Origin of the sequence: Mycobacterium sp. TY814 (assembly GCF_030755175.1) — a bacterium.
Classification (GTDB): Bacteria; Actinomycetota; Actinomycetes; order Mycobacteriales; family Mycobacteriaceae; genus Mycobacterium.
In genome coordinates this window covers 495,555-510,245 of the sequence record NZ_JAUFRY010000001.1, presented here as the reverse complement: position 1 = coordinate 510,245, position 14,691 = coordinate 495,555, and the positions used below count along the sequence as shown (strand labels likewise).

Annotated in this window: 8 protein-coding genes and 1 pseudogene; 5 read left to right on the top strand and 4 right to left on the bottom strand. The window is 68.9% G+C overall.

The features are described from left to right. Nucleotides 1–121 precede the first annotated feature (121 nt). The 3 genes from QXH22_RS01870 to QXH22_RS01860 all read right to left on the bottom strand — a co-directional run bounded on the left by QXH22_RS01870 (nucleotide 122) and on the right by QXH22_RS01860 (nucleotide 7,349). The gene (locus tag QXH22_RS01870) at nucleotides 122–2,785 is read right to left on the bottom strand and encodes a circularly permuted type 2 ATP-grasp protein (protein WP_306274807.1); all 2,664 of its coding nucleotides are present in this window, start codon (nucleotides 2,783–2,785) and stop codon (nucleotides 122–124) included. Continuing rightward, the gene (locus QXH22_RS01865; protein ID WP_306274806.1) at nucleotides 2,785–6,102 is read right to left on the bottom strand and encodes a DUF2126 domain-containing protein; all 3,318 of its coding nucleotides are present in this window, start codon (nucleotides 6,100–6,102) and stop codon (nucleotides 2,785–2,787) included. The genes QXH22_RS01870 and QXH22_RS01865 overlap by 1 nt, the downstream gene beginning before the upstream one ends. Before the next feature lie 149 nt (nucleotides 6,103–6,251). After that, nucleotides 6,252–7,349, bottom strand: coding sequence for a hypothetical protein (locus QXH22_RS01860; protein ID WP_306241070.1), 1,098 nt, complete (start codon nucleotides 7,347–7,349; stop codon nucleotides 6,252–6,254). Nucleotides 7,350–7,484: 135 nt separating this feature from the next. On the opposite strand from QXH22_RS01860, the gene QXH22_RS01855 reads away from it, so the two are divergent. Beyond that, entirely contained in the window at nucleotides 7,485–8,837 is a 1,353-nt protein-coding gene (locus tag QXH22_RS01855) for a replication-associated recombination protein A (RefSeq protein ID WP_306275936.1), read from the top strand. 90 nt (nucleotides 8,838–8,927) lie between these two features. On the opposite strand, the gene QXH22_RS01850 is transcribed toward QXH22_RS01855, so the two are convergent. Beyond that, complete coding sequence (locus QXH22_RS01850; protein WP_306241069.1) at nucleotides 8,928–9,548, bottom strand: hypothetical protein; 621 nt, start codon at nucleotides 9,546–9,548, stop codon at nucleotides 8,928–8,930. 118 nt (nucleotides 9,549–9,666) lie between these two features. Between QXH22_RS01850 and QXH22_RS01845 the strand changes: the two genes are divergently transcribed. From QXH22_RS01845 to mltG, 4 genes and pseudogenes are all read left to right on the top strand, one after another. Beyond that, the gene (locus tag QXH22_RS01845) at nucleotides 9,667–10,056 is read left to right on the top strand and encodes a secondary thiamine-phosphate synthase enzyme YjbQ (protein WP_306244258.1); all 390 of its coding nucleotides are present in this window, start codon (nucleotides 9,667–9,669) and stop codon (nucleotides 10,054–10,056) included. Between the two features lie 105 nt (nucleotides 10,057–10,161). Continuing rightward, complete coding sequence (gene alaS / locus QXH22_RS01840) at nucleotides 10,162–12,867, top strand: alanine--tRNA ligase (protein ID WP_306274805.1); 2,706 nt, start codon at nucleotides 10,162–10,164, stop codon at nucleotides 12,865–12,867. A gap of 72 nt (nucleotides 12,868–12,939) precedes the next feature. After that, a pseudogene (ruvX, locus tag QXH22_RS01835) lies at nucleotides 12,940–13,434 on the top strand (Holliday junction resolvase RuvX); the annotation flags it as partial. After that, nucleotides 13,427–14,662, top strand: coding sequence for an endolytic transglycosylase MltG (mltG, locus tag QXH22_RS01830; protein WP_306241066.1), 1,236 nt, complete (start codon nucleotides 13,427–13,429; stop codon nucleotides 14,660–14,662). The pseudogene ruvX and the gene mltG, both read left to right, overlap by 8 nt. Nucleotides 14,663–14,691: the final 29 nt, after the last annotated feature.

The following is a 14,691-nucleotide window of genomic DNA, read 5'->3' as shown; positions in this document are numbered from 1 at the left end:
CATTTCTCACAAAATGTGAGAAATGCGGCAGGGGTCACCTCCCCGAGCCGAGCAGACACAAAATCACCGTGGAGCGCACGCTCCGTGGTGATTTTGTGTCTGCTCGCGCAACCTGCCGGACTTAGGCCGGCATCGTCCGGCGCTCGTCGGGTCCGCCCCACAGCGGCTGCATCCCGCCGGGCAGGGCCAACTGTGTCGCGGTGATCACGTCGGAGAGGTCGCGCAGCCCGGCATGCACCGCGCCGAGCAGCTCAGCCAGTTCCTCGCGGGCGCCGTCGGTGATCTCTTCCAGCTCGGCGGGATCCGAACGCCGCAGCCGGGCGCTGATCTCATCGACGATCCGTTCCGGGCGCGACGAACCGGTCGAACTGGGCAGGTTTTTGAGGTTGATGCGCAGCCGCTCCAGCTGGAACTGCAGCGAGCGCGGGTTCTGTCCGTCGAACAGCATCAGGTCGGTCACCGCGGCGATGCTGATCTTGCCCAACGTGCGCCGCCGGTAGATGACCGACGATTCGCAGGCCTCCAGCATCGCCTCGACCACCGACTGTTCGGCGACGGTGCCCCGCACTTCGCTCAGTGTGTCGGCCAGCAACGCGGTCAGCCACAGTCCCCGTTCGATGCGTTTGCCGATGTCCATCATGGTCCAGCCGACGTCGTGCACCATGGACTCGCCGGCCACCCCGGACAGCGTCAGCATGCCGGCCAGCGCCTGCGACTGTGCCGAGGCCAGCAACGCGTCCGCCTCGGCCAGCGACTGCGGCGGATCAGATCGCAGTCCCACGGCACGTTCCACGTTGGCCAGCACCATCCAGGTGTCGTTGGACAGTTGGTCGCGCACCGCCCGGGCGGACAATGCCAGCCCTTCCACCGACTGGATCAGCGAACCCGGCCGGTCCAGATCCACCGTCATCGACCACAGCATGGAGGGGGCCACGGCGATCATCTCGGCCTTGTCGGAGTCGCCGTCGCCGCTGGCCCCGGTGTCGGTCCCGGTGATCTGGCCCAGCGCGGCCATCAGGACCGGCACGCACTCGCTTTCTTCGGTGTCCTGATGGTGGCGGTAAACGTGGTAGCGCTCGCGCGCCACGATCAGCAACCGGGCCATGTTCTCCGCCCGCTCGCCGTAACGCCCCATCCAGAACAGGTCGGACAGCACACGCGGAGAACTGACGGTCCATCGCCCCGCGCCGGCCGCGGCGGCGGGTTGCGGCGCCGACGGGAGGGAGATCACCTTCTCGGCGATCGCCCGTTCCGTCGGCCGAACCCAGATATCTTTCGCGGCAACCGTTTTCAGCGTGAAGGCATCCGGCTCCGGAGCCACCACGTAGCCCAGTCCGCCGATCATCGGCGCGTATCCGCTGCGTTGAGCGACCGTGAACAACCGCATTCCCACCCCGGCAGAGGACAACACGCCCGCGTGGTCGGTGGGGGCCGAGGAGAACGTCGGCAGTTCCTGGCCGGCCCAGCGCCAGGGCACCGCCTCGATCTGGGCCGCCAGCTCGGCCAACTGCGCCGACGAAAGTGTCGGTCCGACAAGGGTTTCCCCGCCATCGGTCGGTTTGATCAGCAGCGACGACAGGTTGGCCAGCAGGTGGGAGAGTTCGTTGGGAATGCCGCCCCAGTAGACCGGCGCGGTGGGCAGCAGCGGCTCTTCGCCGAGCAGGCGCTCGGCCATCTCGGGCAGAAACCGAAGCAGCCCAGGGCTTTCCAGGATGCCGCTGCCCAGTGTGTTGACCACGGTCACCGTCCCGCGATGCAGCGCTTCGACCAGTCCGACCACGCCGAGCCGGGAGTCGGCACGCAGATCCAGCGGGTCCGCGTACAGCGCGTCGACCCGCCGCAGCACGACGTCGACACGCTTGAGGGTGCCCAGCGAGCGCATCCACAACTTGCCCTCGCGCACCACCAGGTCGGCGCTTTCCACCAACGGGAAGCCCAGCAGGGTCGCCAGATACGCCTGGTCGAATGCCGTCTCGGAGTAGATGCCGGGGCTCAGTACCACCACCACCGGGTCCTGCACCACGTCGGGCGCGGCATCGATCAGGCCGAGCCGCAGCGCCTGCGCGAACGGCGTGGTCGGCCGCGGTGCGATGCGCTCGTACAGATCGGGAATCGCGTGGGCCAGCACCCGGCGGTCGGCCAGCGCATAACCGGCGCCCGAGGGAGCCTGTGTCCAGTCGGCGTTGACCTGGAACCCGCCATAAGGCAACCGGCTCAGATCGCAGCCGTGCATGAACAGCTGGTGGTGTCCGGGCACCTTGATGCCGTTGGCGAGCCGCACATAGCCCGGATGGGCGAACACCAGCGGGGCCGGCAGCAGGCCCTCGGTGAGCAGGCTGCGCGGCCCGTACAGATCGGCGAGCACGGCATCGAGCAGGCGCGAGCGTTGTACCAGCCCGGCTTCCAGCACTTCCCAGTCGGCTGCGGAGACCACCAGTGGCAACGTGTCCAGACTCCAGGGCCCCGGCTCCGGCCCGTGGCCGGGGGCCGGCTGCGCCTCGCGCGACGGGTCCACACCGGTGTAGGTGATGCCGTCATGGTCGATGAGGCTGTGCACCACCGAACGCATCCGGTCCAGCCCCATCCGGCCGCCGTGGGAGATGGTGTCGGCCAGCTCCGTCCAGGTCTCGCGCACGTCGCCGTCGGCGTCGACGAACTCGTCGTACCCGCCGCCCGGGCCGTCTCGCAGGTCGAACAGGGCTTCCTGGGCGCGCGCGGTCCGGTAACCGGCCAGCAGGCGGTCGACGTCGTAGCGGTCACCGACCGAGAAATCTGGAAGCGCCATTACTGCTGCACGGTACGCACGCGCCGCAGATCGAGGATGCCCGGCGCGCCGATGTCGGTGAGGAATCGGGCCTGCTTCTCCCGCAGCCCGGCGAGATCGAATTTCCCGGGGGTGAACCCGGCCGCTTCGAAGCGGCGTGCGCGGCGGGATTCGGCTTCCACGGCGTTGACCGGCGGCTCGTCGTAGGCGCGCCCGCCGGGGTGGGCGACATGGTAGGTGCAGCCGCCGCGCGAGGTCCCGGCGGTCAGGTCGACCAGCTCGAACTGCAGCGGGACGTCGGTCGAGATGGTCGGGTGCAGGGCGCTGGGCGGCTGCCAGGCCTTGAACCGCACCCCGCCGACGTGGATGTCGGGGTTGTCGGTGGCCAGCAGGGGGACGGGATATCCGTTGCAGATCACGGCATAGCGGTGCCGGTCGGCCCCGATGACGCGGACCTGGACGCGTTCCACCGACGAGTCGACGTAGCGGGCCGTTCCGGTGGCGGTCGACTCCTCGCCCAGGGTGTTCCACGGTTCGATGGCACCCCGCAACTCGATCTCCACGCCGTCGAAGACGGCCGTGCCGATCCGCGGGAACCGGAACTCGGTGAACGGGTCCAGCCAGCTGGTCTCGAACGCGATACCGTGGGCGCGCAGATCGGCCGCCACATCGGCGATATCGTGAATCAGAAAGTGCGGCAACAGGTATCGCCCGTGCAGGTTGGCGCCGTGCCGGATCAGCGGGGCACGCAGCGGCTGCTCCCAGAACCACGCCACCAGCGAGCGCACCAGCAGCGACTGCACCATCGCCATCCGCAGGTGCGGCGGCATCTCGAAGCCGCGCAGCTCCAGCAGCCCGAGCCGGCCGCGGGCACCTTCGGGGCTGTAGAGCTTGTCGATGCAGAACTCGGCGCGGTGGGTGTTGCCGGTGATGTCGGTGAGCAGATGGCGCAGCGCGCGGTCGGTCACCCACGGCTTGGCGGCCCCACCCGCACTCAGGCGGGCGATCTCGGCGAAGGCGATCTCGAGTTCGTAGAGGGCCTCGGCGCGGCCCTCGTCGACCCGGGGAGCCTGTGAAGTGGTGCCGACGAACCGCCCCGCGAACAGGTACGACAGCGACGGGTGCCGCTGCCAGTAGGTCAGCAGCGACACCAGCAGGTCCGGACGGCGCAGCAGCGGTGAATCGGCGGGAGTCACTCCGCCCAGCGTGATGTGATTGCCGCCGCCGGTGCCGCCGTGGGTGCCGTCGATGTCGAACGACTCGGTGGACAGCCGCGCCAGCCGCGCCTGCGCGTACAGGGTTTCCAGCTGCTGGCGCTGATCGTCGAAGCTGGCTGTCGGCGCGACATTGACCTCGATCACGCCCGGGTCCGGGGTGATCGTCGTCGAGGTCAGCCGTGGGTCCGGCGGCGGGCCGTACCCCTCGATCACCACCGTGGTATCGACCTTCGCCACGGCGGTCTCGATGCGCGCGACCAGGTCGACGAAGTCTTCCAGTGCTTCGGTCGGCGGCATGAACACATAGAGCAAGCCGTCGCGGACCTCGGCGACGAGCGCGGTCGTCGGTGCGTTGTGGGGTTCGACGAGGACGGCCTGATCGGGTGCGGCGGGGGGCAGCGGGTCGCTGATGGCCACCGGGTCGACGGCGAACGAGGCCGGCGGCGGGCTCCAGCTGATCGAGTTCAGCGGCAGCCGCAGACCTGCCGGCGAGTCGCCTTCGGTCAGCACCAGACGGCCCCGGCGCAGGCGCCAGTCGGCGCTGGCCCAGCCGCTGCCGTCGTCGCGGCGGTGCAGGGGGAGCACGAAGGCCGACGGGCTGGTGACGGCTTCGTCCAGACGCGCCAGCAACTCGGCCCGGCGCGCGACCCCGTCGTCAGCCAGGTCGTCGTCGGGTGCCACCGCGTCGCCCGCCGGCAACCGCACCGCGGCGGACAGCCGGGCCAGCGGGTCCTCGAAGGCCGGGCGCACCTGCGACAGCGGCAGCCCCAGGCTCTCGGCGATGCCGGCCAGCACCTCGTGCGCGGTGTCGATCTCGACCGGATCGACCTCGTCAGGCCCCCAGGGATCGGCGAACAGTGCCTCGTTGGTCCACAGCGGCCGGCCGTCGGTGCGCCAGTACAGCCCGATCTGCCAGCGCGGCAACGGCTCTCCCGGATACCACTTGCCCTGGCTGCGCTGCACCAGGCCCTGCGGCGCCCACTGCGCCTTCAACCGGGCGGCCAGTTCCGATGCCAGCTTCCGCTTGTGCGGGCCGTCGGCGGCGGTGCGCCACTCCGGGTCGACCTGGTTGTCCACCGACACGAACGTCGGCTCACCGCCGACGGTCAGCCGGACATCGCCGGCGGCCAGCCGCTCGTCGACGTGGTGGCCCACCGCGCAGATGGTGTCCCACGCGTCGTCGCTGTAGGGCAACGTGACCCGCGGGTCCTCGTGGACGCGGGTGACCGTGTTGGAGAACTCCATCACCGAACTGCAGGGTTCGGTGCTGCCGGTGATGGGAGCCGCGGACGCCGGGTGCGGGGTGGCCGCCAGCGGGATGTGTCCTTCCCCGGCAAACAGCCCTGACGTCGGGTCCAGGCCGATCCAGCCGGCGCCCGGGATGTACACCTCGGTCCACGCGTGCAGGTCGGTGAAGTCGGCGGCGGGCCCGGACGGGCCGTCGAGGGCTTCGATGTCGGAGGTCAACTGGACCAGGTAGCCCGAGACGAACCGGGCGGCGAGCCCGAGCTGCCGCAGGATCGACACCAGCAGCCACGCCGAGTCGCGGCACGAGCCGACGCCGCTGCGCAAGGTGAAGTCCGGAGTCTGGACGCCGGGCTCCATCCGCAGGCTGTAGGTGACGTCGACGTTGATCGCTCGGTTCAGCGCGACGAGGAAGTCGATGGTGCGGGTGCCCTCGGGCACCGAGAAGTTGCGCACCCAGGCCTGTGCCAGGTCACCGGGACCGGATCCCTCGCCGTCCTCGTCGACGGGCCGCAGGTACGGCTCCAGGTCGTCGGCCAGCGGCTTGGGGTACAGCGACCGGTCCGGGTGCCACGTCTCGGCCCAGTCCTCGATGAAGAAGTCGAACGGGTTGATCACCTTGAGGTCGGCGATGAGGCCGACGGTGATGGTCAGCTCGCGGGTGGGTTTGGGGAACACCAACCGGGCGAGGAAGTTGCCCAGCGCGTCCTGCTGCCAGTTGATGAAGTGTTCGGCCGGCTCGACCCGCAGCGAATAGGCCTCGATGGGCGTGCGGGAGTGCGGAGCCGGGCGCAGGCGCACCACGTGCGGATAGACCTGGACCAGCTTGTCAAAGGTGTAACTGGTGCGGTGCTCCAGTGCAACTTTGATGCTCATAACCGCTGATCCCATCACAAGAGACAGCCGCCCGCAGCGCGCGCCTATGGTGGCTTGCGTTGCGGGCGGCTGTCATTCGGCTGTCCGGCCGCTCCGTGTGAACGGCCTGTTTCGGTCGTTTTACCGCTGGTGGCAGCTGTGCCCGACAGTTAGGAATACTGCTGCGGCGGCGGGTACTGCCCGGGCGGCGGACCCGGCGGGTACTGTCCCGGCGGTGGGCCCGGCGGGTACTGGCCCGGAACACCGGCCTGCTCCAGCTCGGCGACGTGTCCGCCCGTCAGCTTGCGGTAGGTGTAGATCTGCACCAGGGCCGCGACGGGCGCCCCCACCACCAGACCGATGTAGCAGGCGAGCTGGCCGACCGCCACGGCCGCGTACTGAACCAGCCAGGACAATGCGCTCGGCCCCATGTTGGCGCGCACGGTCGCAAAGCTGGCCTTGATCGCGTCCAACGGCGACAGGTTCTTGTCGACGACGTACGCGACGGCGAACTGGGTGAAGAAGGCGATGACCAGCGGCCCGATGATGGTGCAGGACAGCAGCGACGACGCCAGCACGATCAGCAGGGTGGTGAGCAGCACTCCGACCACGTTGCGCGGCTTGAAGAAGGTCCCGATGCTGACTGGACGGCCGTCGGCGAGGTCCAGGGCAGCGGTGGTCAGGCCGGCCTGCAGGAATGCCGCGACGACCAGGGCGAGGATGATGCCGACCGTCATCACGATCCAGCTGATCAGGCCGAACTCGGTGCTGCTCGACTCGTAGCTGACGCCGTACCCGTAATCCGTGGTGGTGGTCGTGGTGTCGGCGGTCGCGAATGCGATCCCCAGCGGGATGCCGATGACGGCGGCGAGGATCAGGAAGTAGATCGCGACCGGCGCGGCCAGCGCGGCGGCGTTGTTCTTGAACTTGCCCCACGACCAGTTGAAGGCGTCGCCGACGCTGAACGGTGGGCCGCCGGGACCTCCTCCCAGGCCTGACTGCGGCGGGTAACCCTGCGGCGGAGCGCCGTAACCCGGCGGTGGTGGCGGCGGAGGGGGAGTCCCGTATCCCGGAGCCTGGTAGCCGCCGGGGCTCTGCTGGCCGTATTCGGGCGGTGGCGGGGGAGCGCCGTAGCCGGGCGGCGGGGGCGGGGGCGCCCCGTAACCGGGAGGCGGCGGTGGGCTGTACCGCGGCGGGGGTTGGTAGCCCGGCGGGTTGCCGCCCTGAGGGTCGGCCGGGTTGCCGGGATGTTCTGGCGGCTGGCTCATGGCTGTCCTCGTTGCCTCGTAGTTCGCTCGGGTCGATCGGGGCGTAGCAAACGGGAACTTAGCAAATGTGCGCCCTGGATGCTCGCATTGGTCGTGGGCGGCTTCCTTGTGGTTGGCGTGTCCGCGCTGCGTGGTATGCCTGAAGTCGTGTCCGACGGTCTGTTCGACCTGCCCGGTGCGCCGAAATCGACCGATTCCGCGTTGAGTGTGTCGGGTGCCGGTGCCCCGTTGGCGGTGCGGATGCGCCCGGCCTCGCTCGAAGAGGTGGTGGGTCAGGAGCACCTGCTGGCCGCCGGGTCACCCCTGCGGCGCCTGGTTGAAGGGTCGGGTGTCGCGTCGGCCATCCTCTACGGGCCGCCGGGGAGCGGGAAGACGACGCTGGCGGCGCTCATCTCACACGCCACCGGACGACGTTTCGAGGCGCTGTCGGCGTTGTCGGCCGGTGTCAAGGATGTTCGGGCCGTTATTGATTCGGCTCGAACCGGGCTGCTCCGTGGCGAGCAGACGGTGTTGTTCATCGACGAGGTGCACCGGTTCTCCAAGACCCAGCAGGACGCCCTGCTGGCTGCGGTGGAGAACCGGGTGGTGCTGCTGGTCGCGGCCACCACCGAGAATCCGTCGTTCTCGGTGGTCGCCCCGTTGCTGTCGCGCTCGCTGATCCTGCAGCTGCGGCCGCTGACCCCCGACGACATCCGCACGGTGGTGCAGCGGGCGATCGACGACCCGCGCGGACTGGGCGGCAAGGTGACGGTCGCGCCCGAGGCTCTCGAGCTGTTGGTGCAACTGGCCGCCGGTGATGCCCGGCGCGCGCTGACCGCGCTCGAGGTGGCCGCCGAGGCTTCCGATCACGTTGTCGTCGAAACCATCGAGCAGTCCCTGGACCGGGCAGCGGTGCGCTACGACCGGGACGGCGATCAGCACTACGACGTCGTCAGCGCCTTCATCAAGTCGGTGCGCGGCTCGGACGTCGACGCGGCACTGCACTATTTGGCCCGGATGCTGGTGGCGGGCGAAGACCCGCGGTTCATTGCCCGGCGGCTGATGATCCTGGCCAGCGAGGACATCGGCATGGCGGATTCGACGGCACTGCTGGTGGCCGTCTCCGCGGCACAGACGGTTGCGCTGATCGGCATGCCCGAGGCGCAGTTGACGCTGGCCCACGCCACCATCCATCTGGCCACCGCGCCGAAGTCCAACGCGGTGACGACGGCGCTGGGCGCGGCGATGGCCGACATCAAGGCGGGTAAGGCCGGTCTGGTGCCGCCCCATCTGCGCGACGGACACTATTCCGGTGCGGCCAAGCTGGGCAACGCGCAAGGCTACAAGTACTCCCACGATGACCCCGATGGCGTTGTCGCACAACAGTATTCACCGGATGAGCTGGTAGGTGTGGACTACTATCGGCCGACCGGGCGGGGTGGGGAACGGGAGATCGCCGGCCGGCTGGACCGGTTGCGCGCGATCCGCGGAAAGCGGGGGAGGTCATGAGAAACCCACGTGTCCCGTCGAGCCTGTAGATCGGGTGGGCGTTACGCGTACTTTCCCGCCAATCGTGCAGGCTCGGTGAGCCTGGGCCCCTCAGACCAATTCCGGCACCCGCAGGTGCGCCAGCGCCAGCTCGAACTCCCCGACGTCGTCCTGGTCGAGGCCGAGATCGCGCATCATCGCCGTCCGCATCGAGCGGGCGGCGTCTGTGCAGCGCTCCATCGCCTCATGGCTGTCGTAGGTCACCGAGACGACAGCCCGTGCCGACGTCTGGTCGACCATCAGGCTGGCGCTGCAGAACCCGTCGAACTCCTCGATGGCCGGCAGCACCGCCCACCGGTAGTAGTCGATGCCGCGCTCGAACTGCTCGGGCCGCGTTCGCAACCACGTGGCGCGCACACAGGCGCCCGGGGCGGAGCGGTGGTCGCGATGCAACACCGCGATGCGCCACTGGTCGACGACGGCGCTGCCGCCGAAGATCTCGACCGCGCGGTAGCGCACCGGCCATACGCGCTCGGCGCTGCGCTGCATCGCCGATTCGGTTTCCCATGAGCTGGTGGCGATGCAGCGGCCCGACTCGCGATCGACCAACAGCGAGAGGCCCAGGCAGCCCTCCATGTCATCGAGGGCCGGCATCACCACGTCGCGAACATATTCGATGCCCATGTTGATCGACGAGCGCTGCGCCTGGATGGTTGTGGAACGTGCAAACACGATCGACCCCTCCTCTCGGTCGGGGCGGCGCCACCGGCGGCGCCACCGGTCCACCACCACCTTCCTCCGGCACTGTCGGCTGATCAAGCCCCGTAGGCTGGTCAGGATGGATACCGATGTGCTGGATGTGGACACCGCGCGTCGCCGCATCGTTGACCTCACCGACGAGGTACGCGAATTTTGCGGCAACCACGTGGACGGGCTGTGCAATGTGTTCGTCCCCCACGCGACCGCCGGGCTGGCCATCATCGAAACTGGTGCCGGGTCCGACGACGACCTGGTGGAGACACTGGAGCGGCTGTTGCCCCGCGACGACCGGTACCGGCACTCGCACGGCTCGCCGGGGCACGGCGCCGACCACGTGTTGCCGGCGATTGTTTCGCCCTCGGTGACGGTGCCGGTCAGTGGCGGCGAGCCGCTGTTGGGCACGTGGCAGAGCGTCGTGCTGGTCGACCTGAACCGCGATAATCCGCGGCGGTCGGTCCGGTTGACCTTCGTCGACGGCTAGATGGAAGGCTAAGCGGGCCTCATTGCGTGTTCGGCGGGAAGCTCCGGCGAATAGGCTGATACCCGACTGTCGCCAGCCAGCCCAGGAAACTAAGGAAGAAGCACAGTGCAGACACACGAGATCAGGAAGCGGTTCCTTGATCATTTCGTGAAGGCGGGCCACACCGAGGTGCCCAGCGCCTCGGTGATCCTCGACGACCCCAACCTGTTGTTCGTCAACGCCGGCATGGTCCAGTTCGTGCCATTCTTCCTCGGCCAGCGCACGCCTCCCTACGCCACGGCCACCAGCATCCAGAAGTGCATCCGCACCCCTGACATCGACGAGGTCGGGATCACCACCCGGCACAACACCTTCTTCCAGATGGCCGGCAACTTCTCTTTCGGCGACTACTTCAAGCGTGGCGCCATCGAGCTGGCCTGGGCACTGCTGACCAATCCGGTTGCCGACGGCGGCTACGGTCTTGATCCCGAAAAGCTCTGGGCGACAGTCTATCTCGACGATGACGAGGCCGCTCAGCTGTGGCAGGACATCGCGGGTCTGCCGCCCGAGCGCATTCAGCGCCGCGGCATGGCCGACAACTACTGGTCGATGGGGATACCCGGTCCGTGCGGGCCGTCCTCGGAGATCTACTACGACCGCGGTCCCGAGTTCGGCGTCGACGGCGGCCCGATCGCCAACGAGGACCGCTATCTCGAGGTGTGGAACCTCGTGTTCATGCAGAACGAGCGCGGCGAGGGCACCTCGAAAGAGGACTACGAGATCCTCGGGCCGTTGCCCCGCAAGAACATCGACACCGGCATGGGCGTCGAGCGCATCGCGCTGGTGCTGCAGAACGTGCACAACGTCTACGAGACCGACCTGCTGCGTCCGGTCATCGACCTGGTCGCCGGCCGGGCGCCGCGCGGCTATGACGTCGGCAACCATGCCGACGACGTGCGCTACCGCATCATCGCCGACCACAGCCGCACCGCTGCGATCCTGATCGGCGACGGCGTCAGCCCCGGCAACGACGGCCGCGGCTACGTGCTGCGGCGGCTGCTGCGCCGGGTCATCCGGTCGGCCAAACTGCTGGGCATCGACACCCCGATCGTCGCCGACCTGATGGCCACCGTGCGCGACGCGATGGGCCCGTCGTATCCCGAACTGGTCAACGACTTCGAGCGGATCAACCGCATCGCCGTCGCCGAGGAGACCGCGTTCAACCGCACCCTGGCCTCGGGCTCGAAGTTGTTCGACGACGTGGCCGGCGCCACCAAGTCCGCGGGCTCCACGGTCGTCAAAGGCTCCGATGCCTTCACCCTGCACGACACCTACGGCTTCCCGATCGAGCTCACCCTGGAGATGGCCGCCGAATCCGGCCTGACGGTCGACGAGGCAGGCTTTCGCGAACTGATGGCCGAGCAGCGCCGGCGCGCCAAGGCCGACGCCGCCGCGCGTAAGCACGCGCATACCGACCTCACCGCCTACCGCGAACTGGTCGACGCGGGACCCACCGAGTTCACCGGCTTCGACGAATTGACCTCCGAGGCAAAGATTCTCGGCATCTTCGTGGACGGCAAGCGAGTGCCCGTGGTGGCCCATGCCGACGCGGTGAACGCCGACCGGGTGGAACTGATCCTGGACCGCACACCGCTGTACGCCGAGTCGGGCGGCCAGATCGCCGACGCCGGCAGCATCAGCGGCACCGGTTCGGGATCCAGCGCCCGCGCCGCGGTCACCGACGTGCAGAAGATCGCCAAGACCTTGCACGCTCACCGCGTCAACGTCGAGTCCGGGGAGTTCGTCGAAGGCGACACCGTTGTCGCGGCGGTGGACCCCGGCTGGCGCAAGGGCGCGACGCAAGGGCATTCGGGCACCCACATGGTGCACGCTGCGCTGCGACAGGTGTTGGGCCCCAACGCTGTTCAGGCCGGATCGCTGAACCGCCCGGGCTACCTGCGCTTCGACTTCAACTGGCAGGGACCGCTCTCGGAGGACCAGCGCACCCAGATAGAAGAGGTGACCAACGAGGCCGTCCAGGCCGACTTCGAGGTGCACACGTTCCTCGAGAAACTCGAGAAGGCCAAGGCGATGGGCGCCATGGCGCTGTTCGGCGAGGCCTACCCCGAACAGGTGCGCGTGGTGGAGATGGGTGGGCCGTTCTCGCTGGAGCTGTGCGGAGGTACCCACGTGCACAACACGGCGCAGATCGGGCCGGTGACCATCCTCGGCGAATCCTCGATCGGTTCCGGGGTGCGACGCGTGGAGGCCTACGTCGGGCTGGATTCCTTCCGGCACCTTGCCAAGGAACGGGCCCTGATGGCCGGATTGGCGTCGTCACTGAAGGTGCCGTCCGAGGAGGTGCCGGCGCGGGTGGCGAGTCTGGTGGAACGGCTCAAGGCAGCCGAAAAAGAACTGGAACGCGCCCGGCTGGCCACCGCCCGCGCGGCAGCTACCAACGCCGCCGCCGGGGCCGAGCGCATCGGCAATGTCCGGGTGGTCGCGCAGCGCATGTCGGCCGGGATGACGGCGGCGGATCTGCGCTCCTTGGCCGGCGACATTCGCGGCAAGCTGGGCAGCGACCCCGCGGTGGTCGCCCTGATCGCCGAAGGTGACGGGCCGACGGTTCCGTACGCGGTGGCCGCCAACCCGGCCGCTCAGGATCTGGGGCTCAATGCCAACGAACTGGTCAAACAGCTCGCCGGAAGTGTTGACGGCCGGGGCGGCGGCAAGGCTGACCTGGCCCAGGGTTCGGGCAAGAACCCGGCCGGCATCGACGCGGCCCTGGACGCGCTGCGCTCGGAGATCGCCGTGATAGCGCGGGTCGCTTGAGTGGTCGAATTACCGCAGGCACACGGCGGCGACCCGCTTCGCCCGGCTTCGCCGCCCTCGCGATCGCCGCAGCGACAGCCTGACCGGCCAGGCGAATCAGACCCCGGCAGGGGCCGGCGACTCGGCGTCGACGTGGGCACGGTGCGTATCGGTGTGGCCGCCAGCGATCCGGACGGCATTCTGGCCACCCCGGTGGAAACCGTGCGCCGCGACCGGTCCGGCAGGCACCTGCGCCGGTTGGCGACGCTGGCGGCCGATCTCGAGGTCGTCGAGGTGATCGTGGGCCTGCCGCGCACCCTCGCCGACCGCATCGGCCAGTCGGCACAGGACGCCATCGAGGTGGCCGACGCACTGGCCGAACGGGTCGCGCCCACACCGGTCCGGCTTGCCGACGAGCGGCTGACCACGGTCACCGCGCAACGGTCCCTGCGCGACGCGGGAGTCAGGGCCAAACAGCAGCGGTCGGTTATCGACCAGGCTGCGGCCGTGGCGATTCTGCAGGGCTGGCTCGATCAGCGCCGCACCCTCATCGCAGGCCCCGCCGGCAGAGAGGCCTCCGATGTCTGAGCGGGAAAAGGCCAAGCCGATGGCAGTCGAGCCGAGCCGGCACCGCCGTACGCGCGCGGCCCGCAAGAAGGAGCAACGCACCCGCCGTCGCCGCCGGGTGGCCGGCGGGTTCGCCGCCGGGGTGCTCGTCGTCGTGGTGGTGGCGGCCGTCGTCGTCGGCGCGAAGCTCTGGCAGGTCTTCTCCGGCAACGAGGACGACTACACCGGTACCGGCAAGAACGACGTGGTGATCCAGATCCAGGCCGGTGACTCCACGACCGCGGTGGGGGAGACGCTGCTCAAGCGTGGGGTGGTGCGCACCGTGCGGGCGTTCGTCGATGCCGCCCACGGCAACGCCGCGATATCGGCGATTCAGCCCGGGTACTACCGGATGCGTACCGAGATCCCGGCGGCCAACGCGGTGTCGCGCCTGGCCGACCCGAACAGCCGGGTGGGCAAGCTGGTGATTCCGGAGGGCCGCCAGCTCGACGACACCACCGACATGAAGACCAACAAGACGACGCCGGGGATCCTCACCCTGATCTCGCGGGCCACGTGCGTGGATCTGGATGGCAATCAGCGGTGCGTGTCGCTGGCCGACCTCAAGGCGTCGGCGAGCAAGAGCACTCCAGCGGCGCTGCAGGTGCCGAAGTGGGCTCTTGAGCCGGTCGGGGAGCTGCGCGATGATCACCGCCGGCTGGAGGGTCTGATCGCACCCGGCACCTTCAACATCGACCCGGCCGCTTCGGCGGAAACCATCCTGGCCAGCCTCATCAGCGCGGGCACCGTGGAATACCTGACGTCGGGGCTGGAGGACACCGCCAAGGCGATCGGCCTGTCGCCCTACGACATCCTGGTGGTGGCGTCGCTGGTGCAGCAGGAAGCCAACGTGCAGGACTTCACCAAGGTCGCGCAGGTGATCTACAACCGGCTGCATGAGCACCGGAAGCTGGAGTTCGACTCGACGGTGAACTATCCGCTGGACCGCCGGGAGGTCGCCACCAGCGACGCCGATCGCGCGCAGCGGACCCCGTGGAACACCTACATGTCCGAAGGCCTGCCGGCCACCGCGATCTGCTCACCCGGGATCGACGCGCTGCGCGCGGCCGAGCATCCGGCGGCGGGTGACTGGTTGTACTTCGTCACCATCGACGCCCAGGGGACCACGCTGTTCACCCGCGACTATCAGCAGCATCTGGCGAACATTGAACTGGCCAAACGCAACGGTGTGCTCGACTCCGCGCGATGAAGACTCCGCGCGATGAAGACTCCGCGCGA

Bases quoted from the DNA above. Each gene is read 5' to 3' on its own strand.
- QXH22_RS01860 (WP_306241070.1), bottom strand. From the start codon at position 7,349: ATGAGCCAGCCGCCAGAACATCCCGGCAACCCGGCCGACCCTCAGGGC.
- QXH22_RS01865 (WP_306274806.1), bottom strand. From the start codon at position 6,102: ATGAGCATCAAAGTTGCACTGGAGCACCGCACCAGTTACACCTTTGAC.
- mltG (WP_306241066.1), top strand. From the start codon at position 13,427: ATGTCTGAGCGGGAAAAGGCCAAGCCGATGGCAGTCGAGCCGAGCCGG.
- QXH22_RS01870 (WP_306274807.1), bottom strand. From the start codon at position 2,785: ATGGCGCTTCCAGATTTCTCGGTCGGTGACCGCTACGACGTCGACCGC.
- QXH22_RS01855 (WP_306275936.1), top strand. From the start codon at position 7,485: ATGCCTGAAGTCGTGTCCGACGGTCTGTTCGACCTGCCCGGTGCGCCG.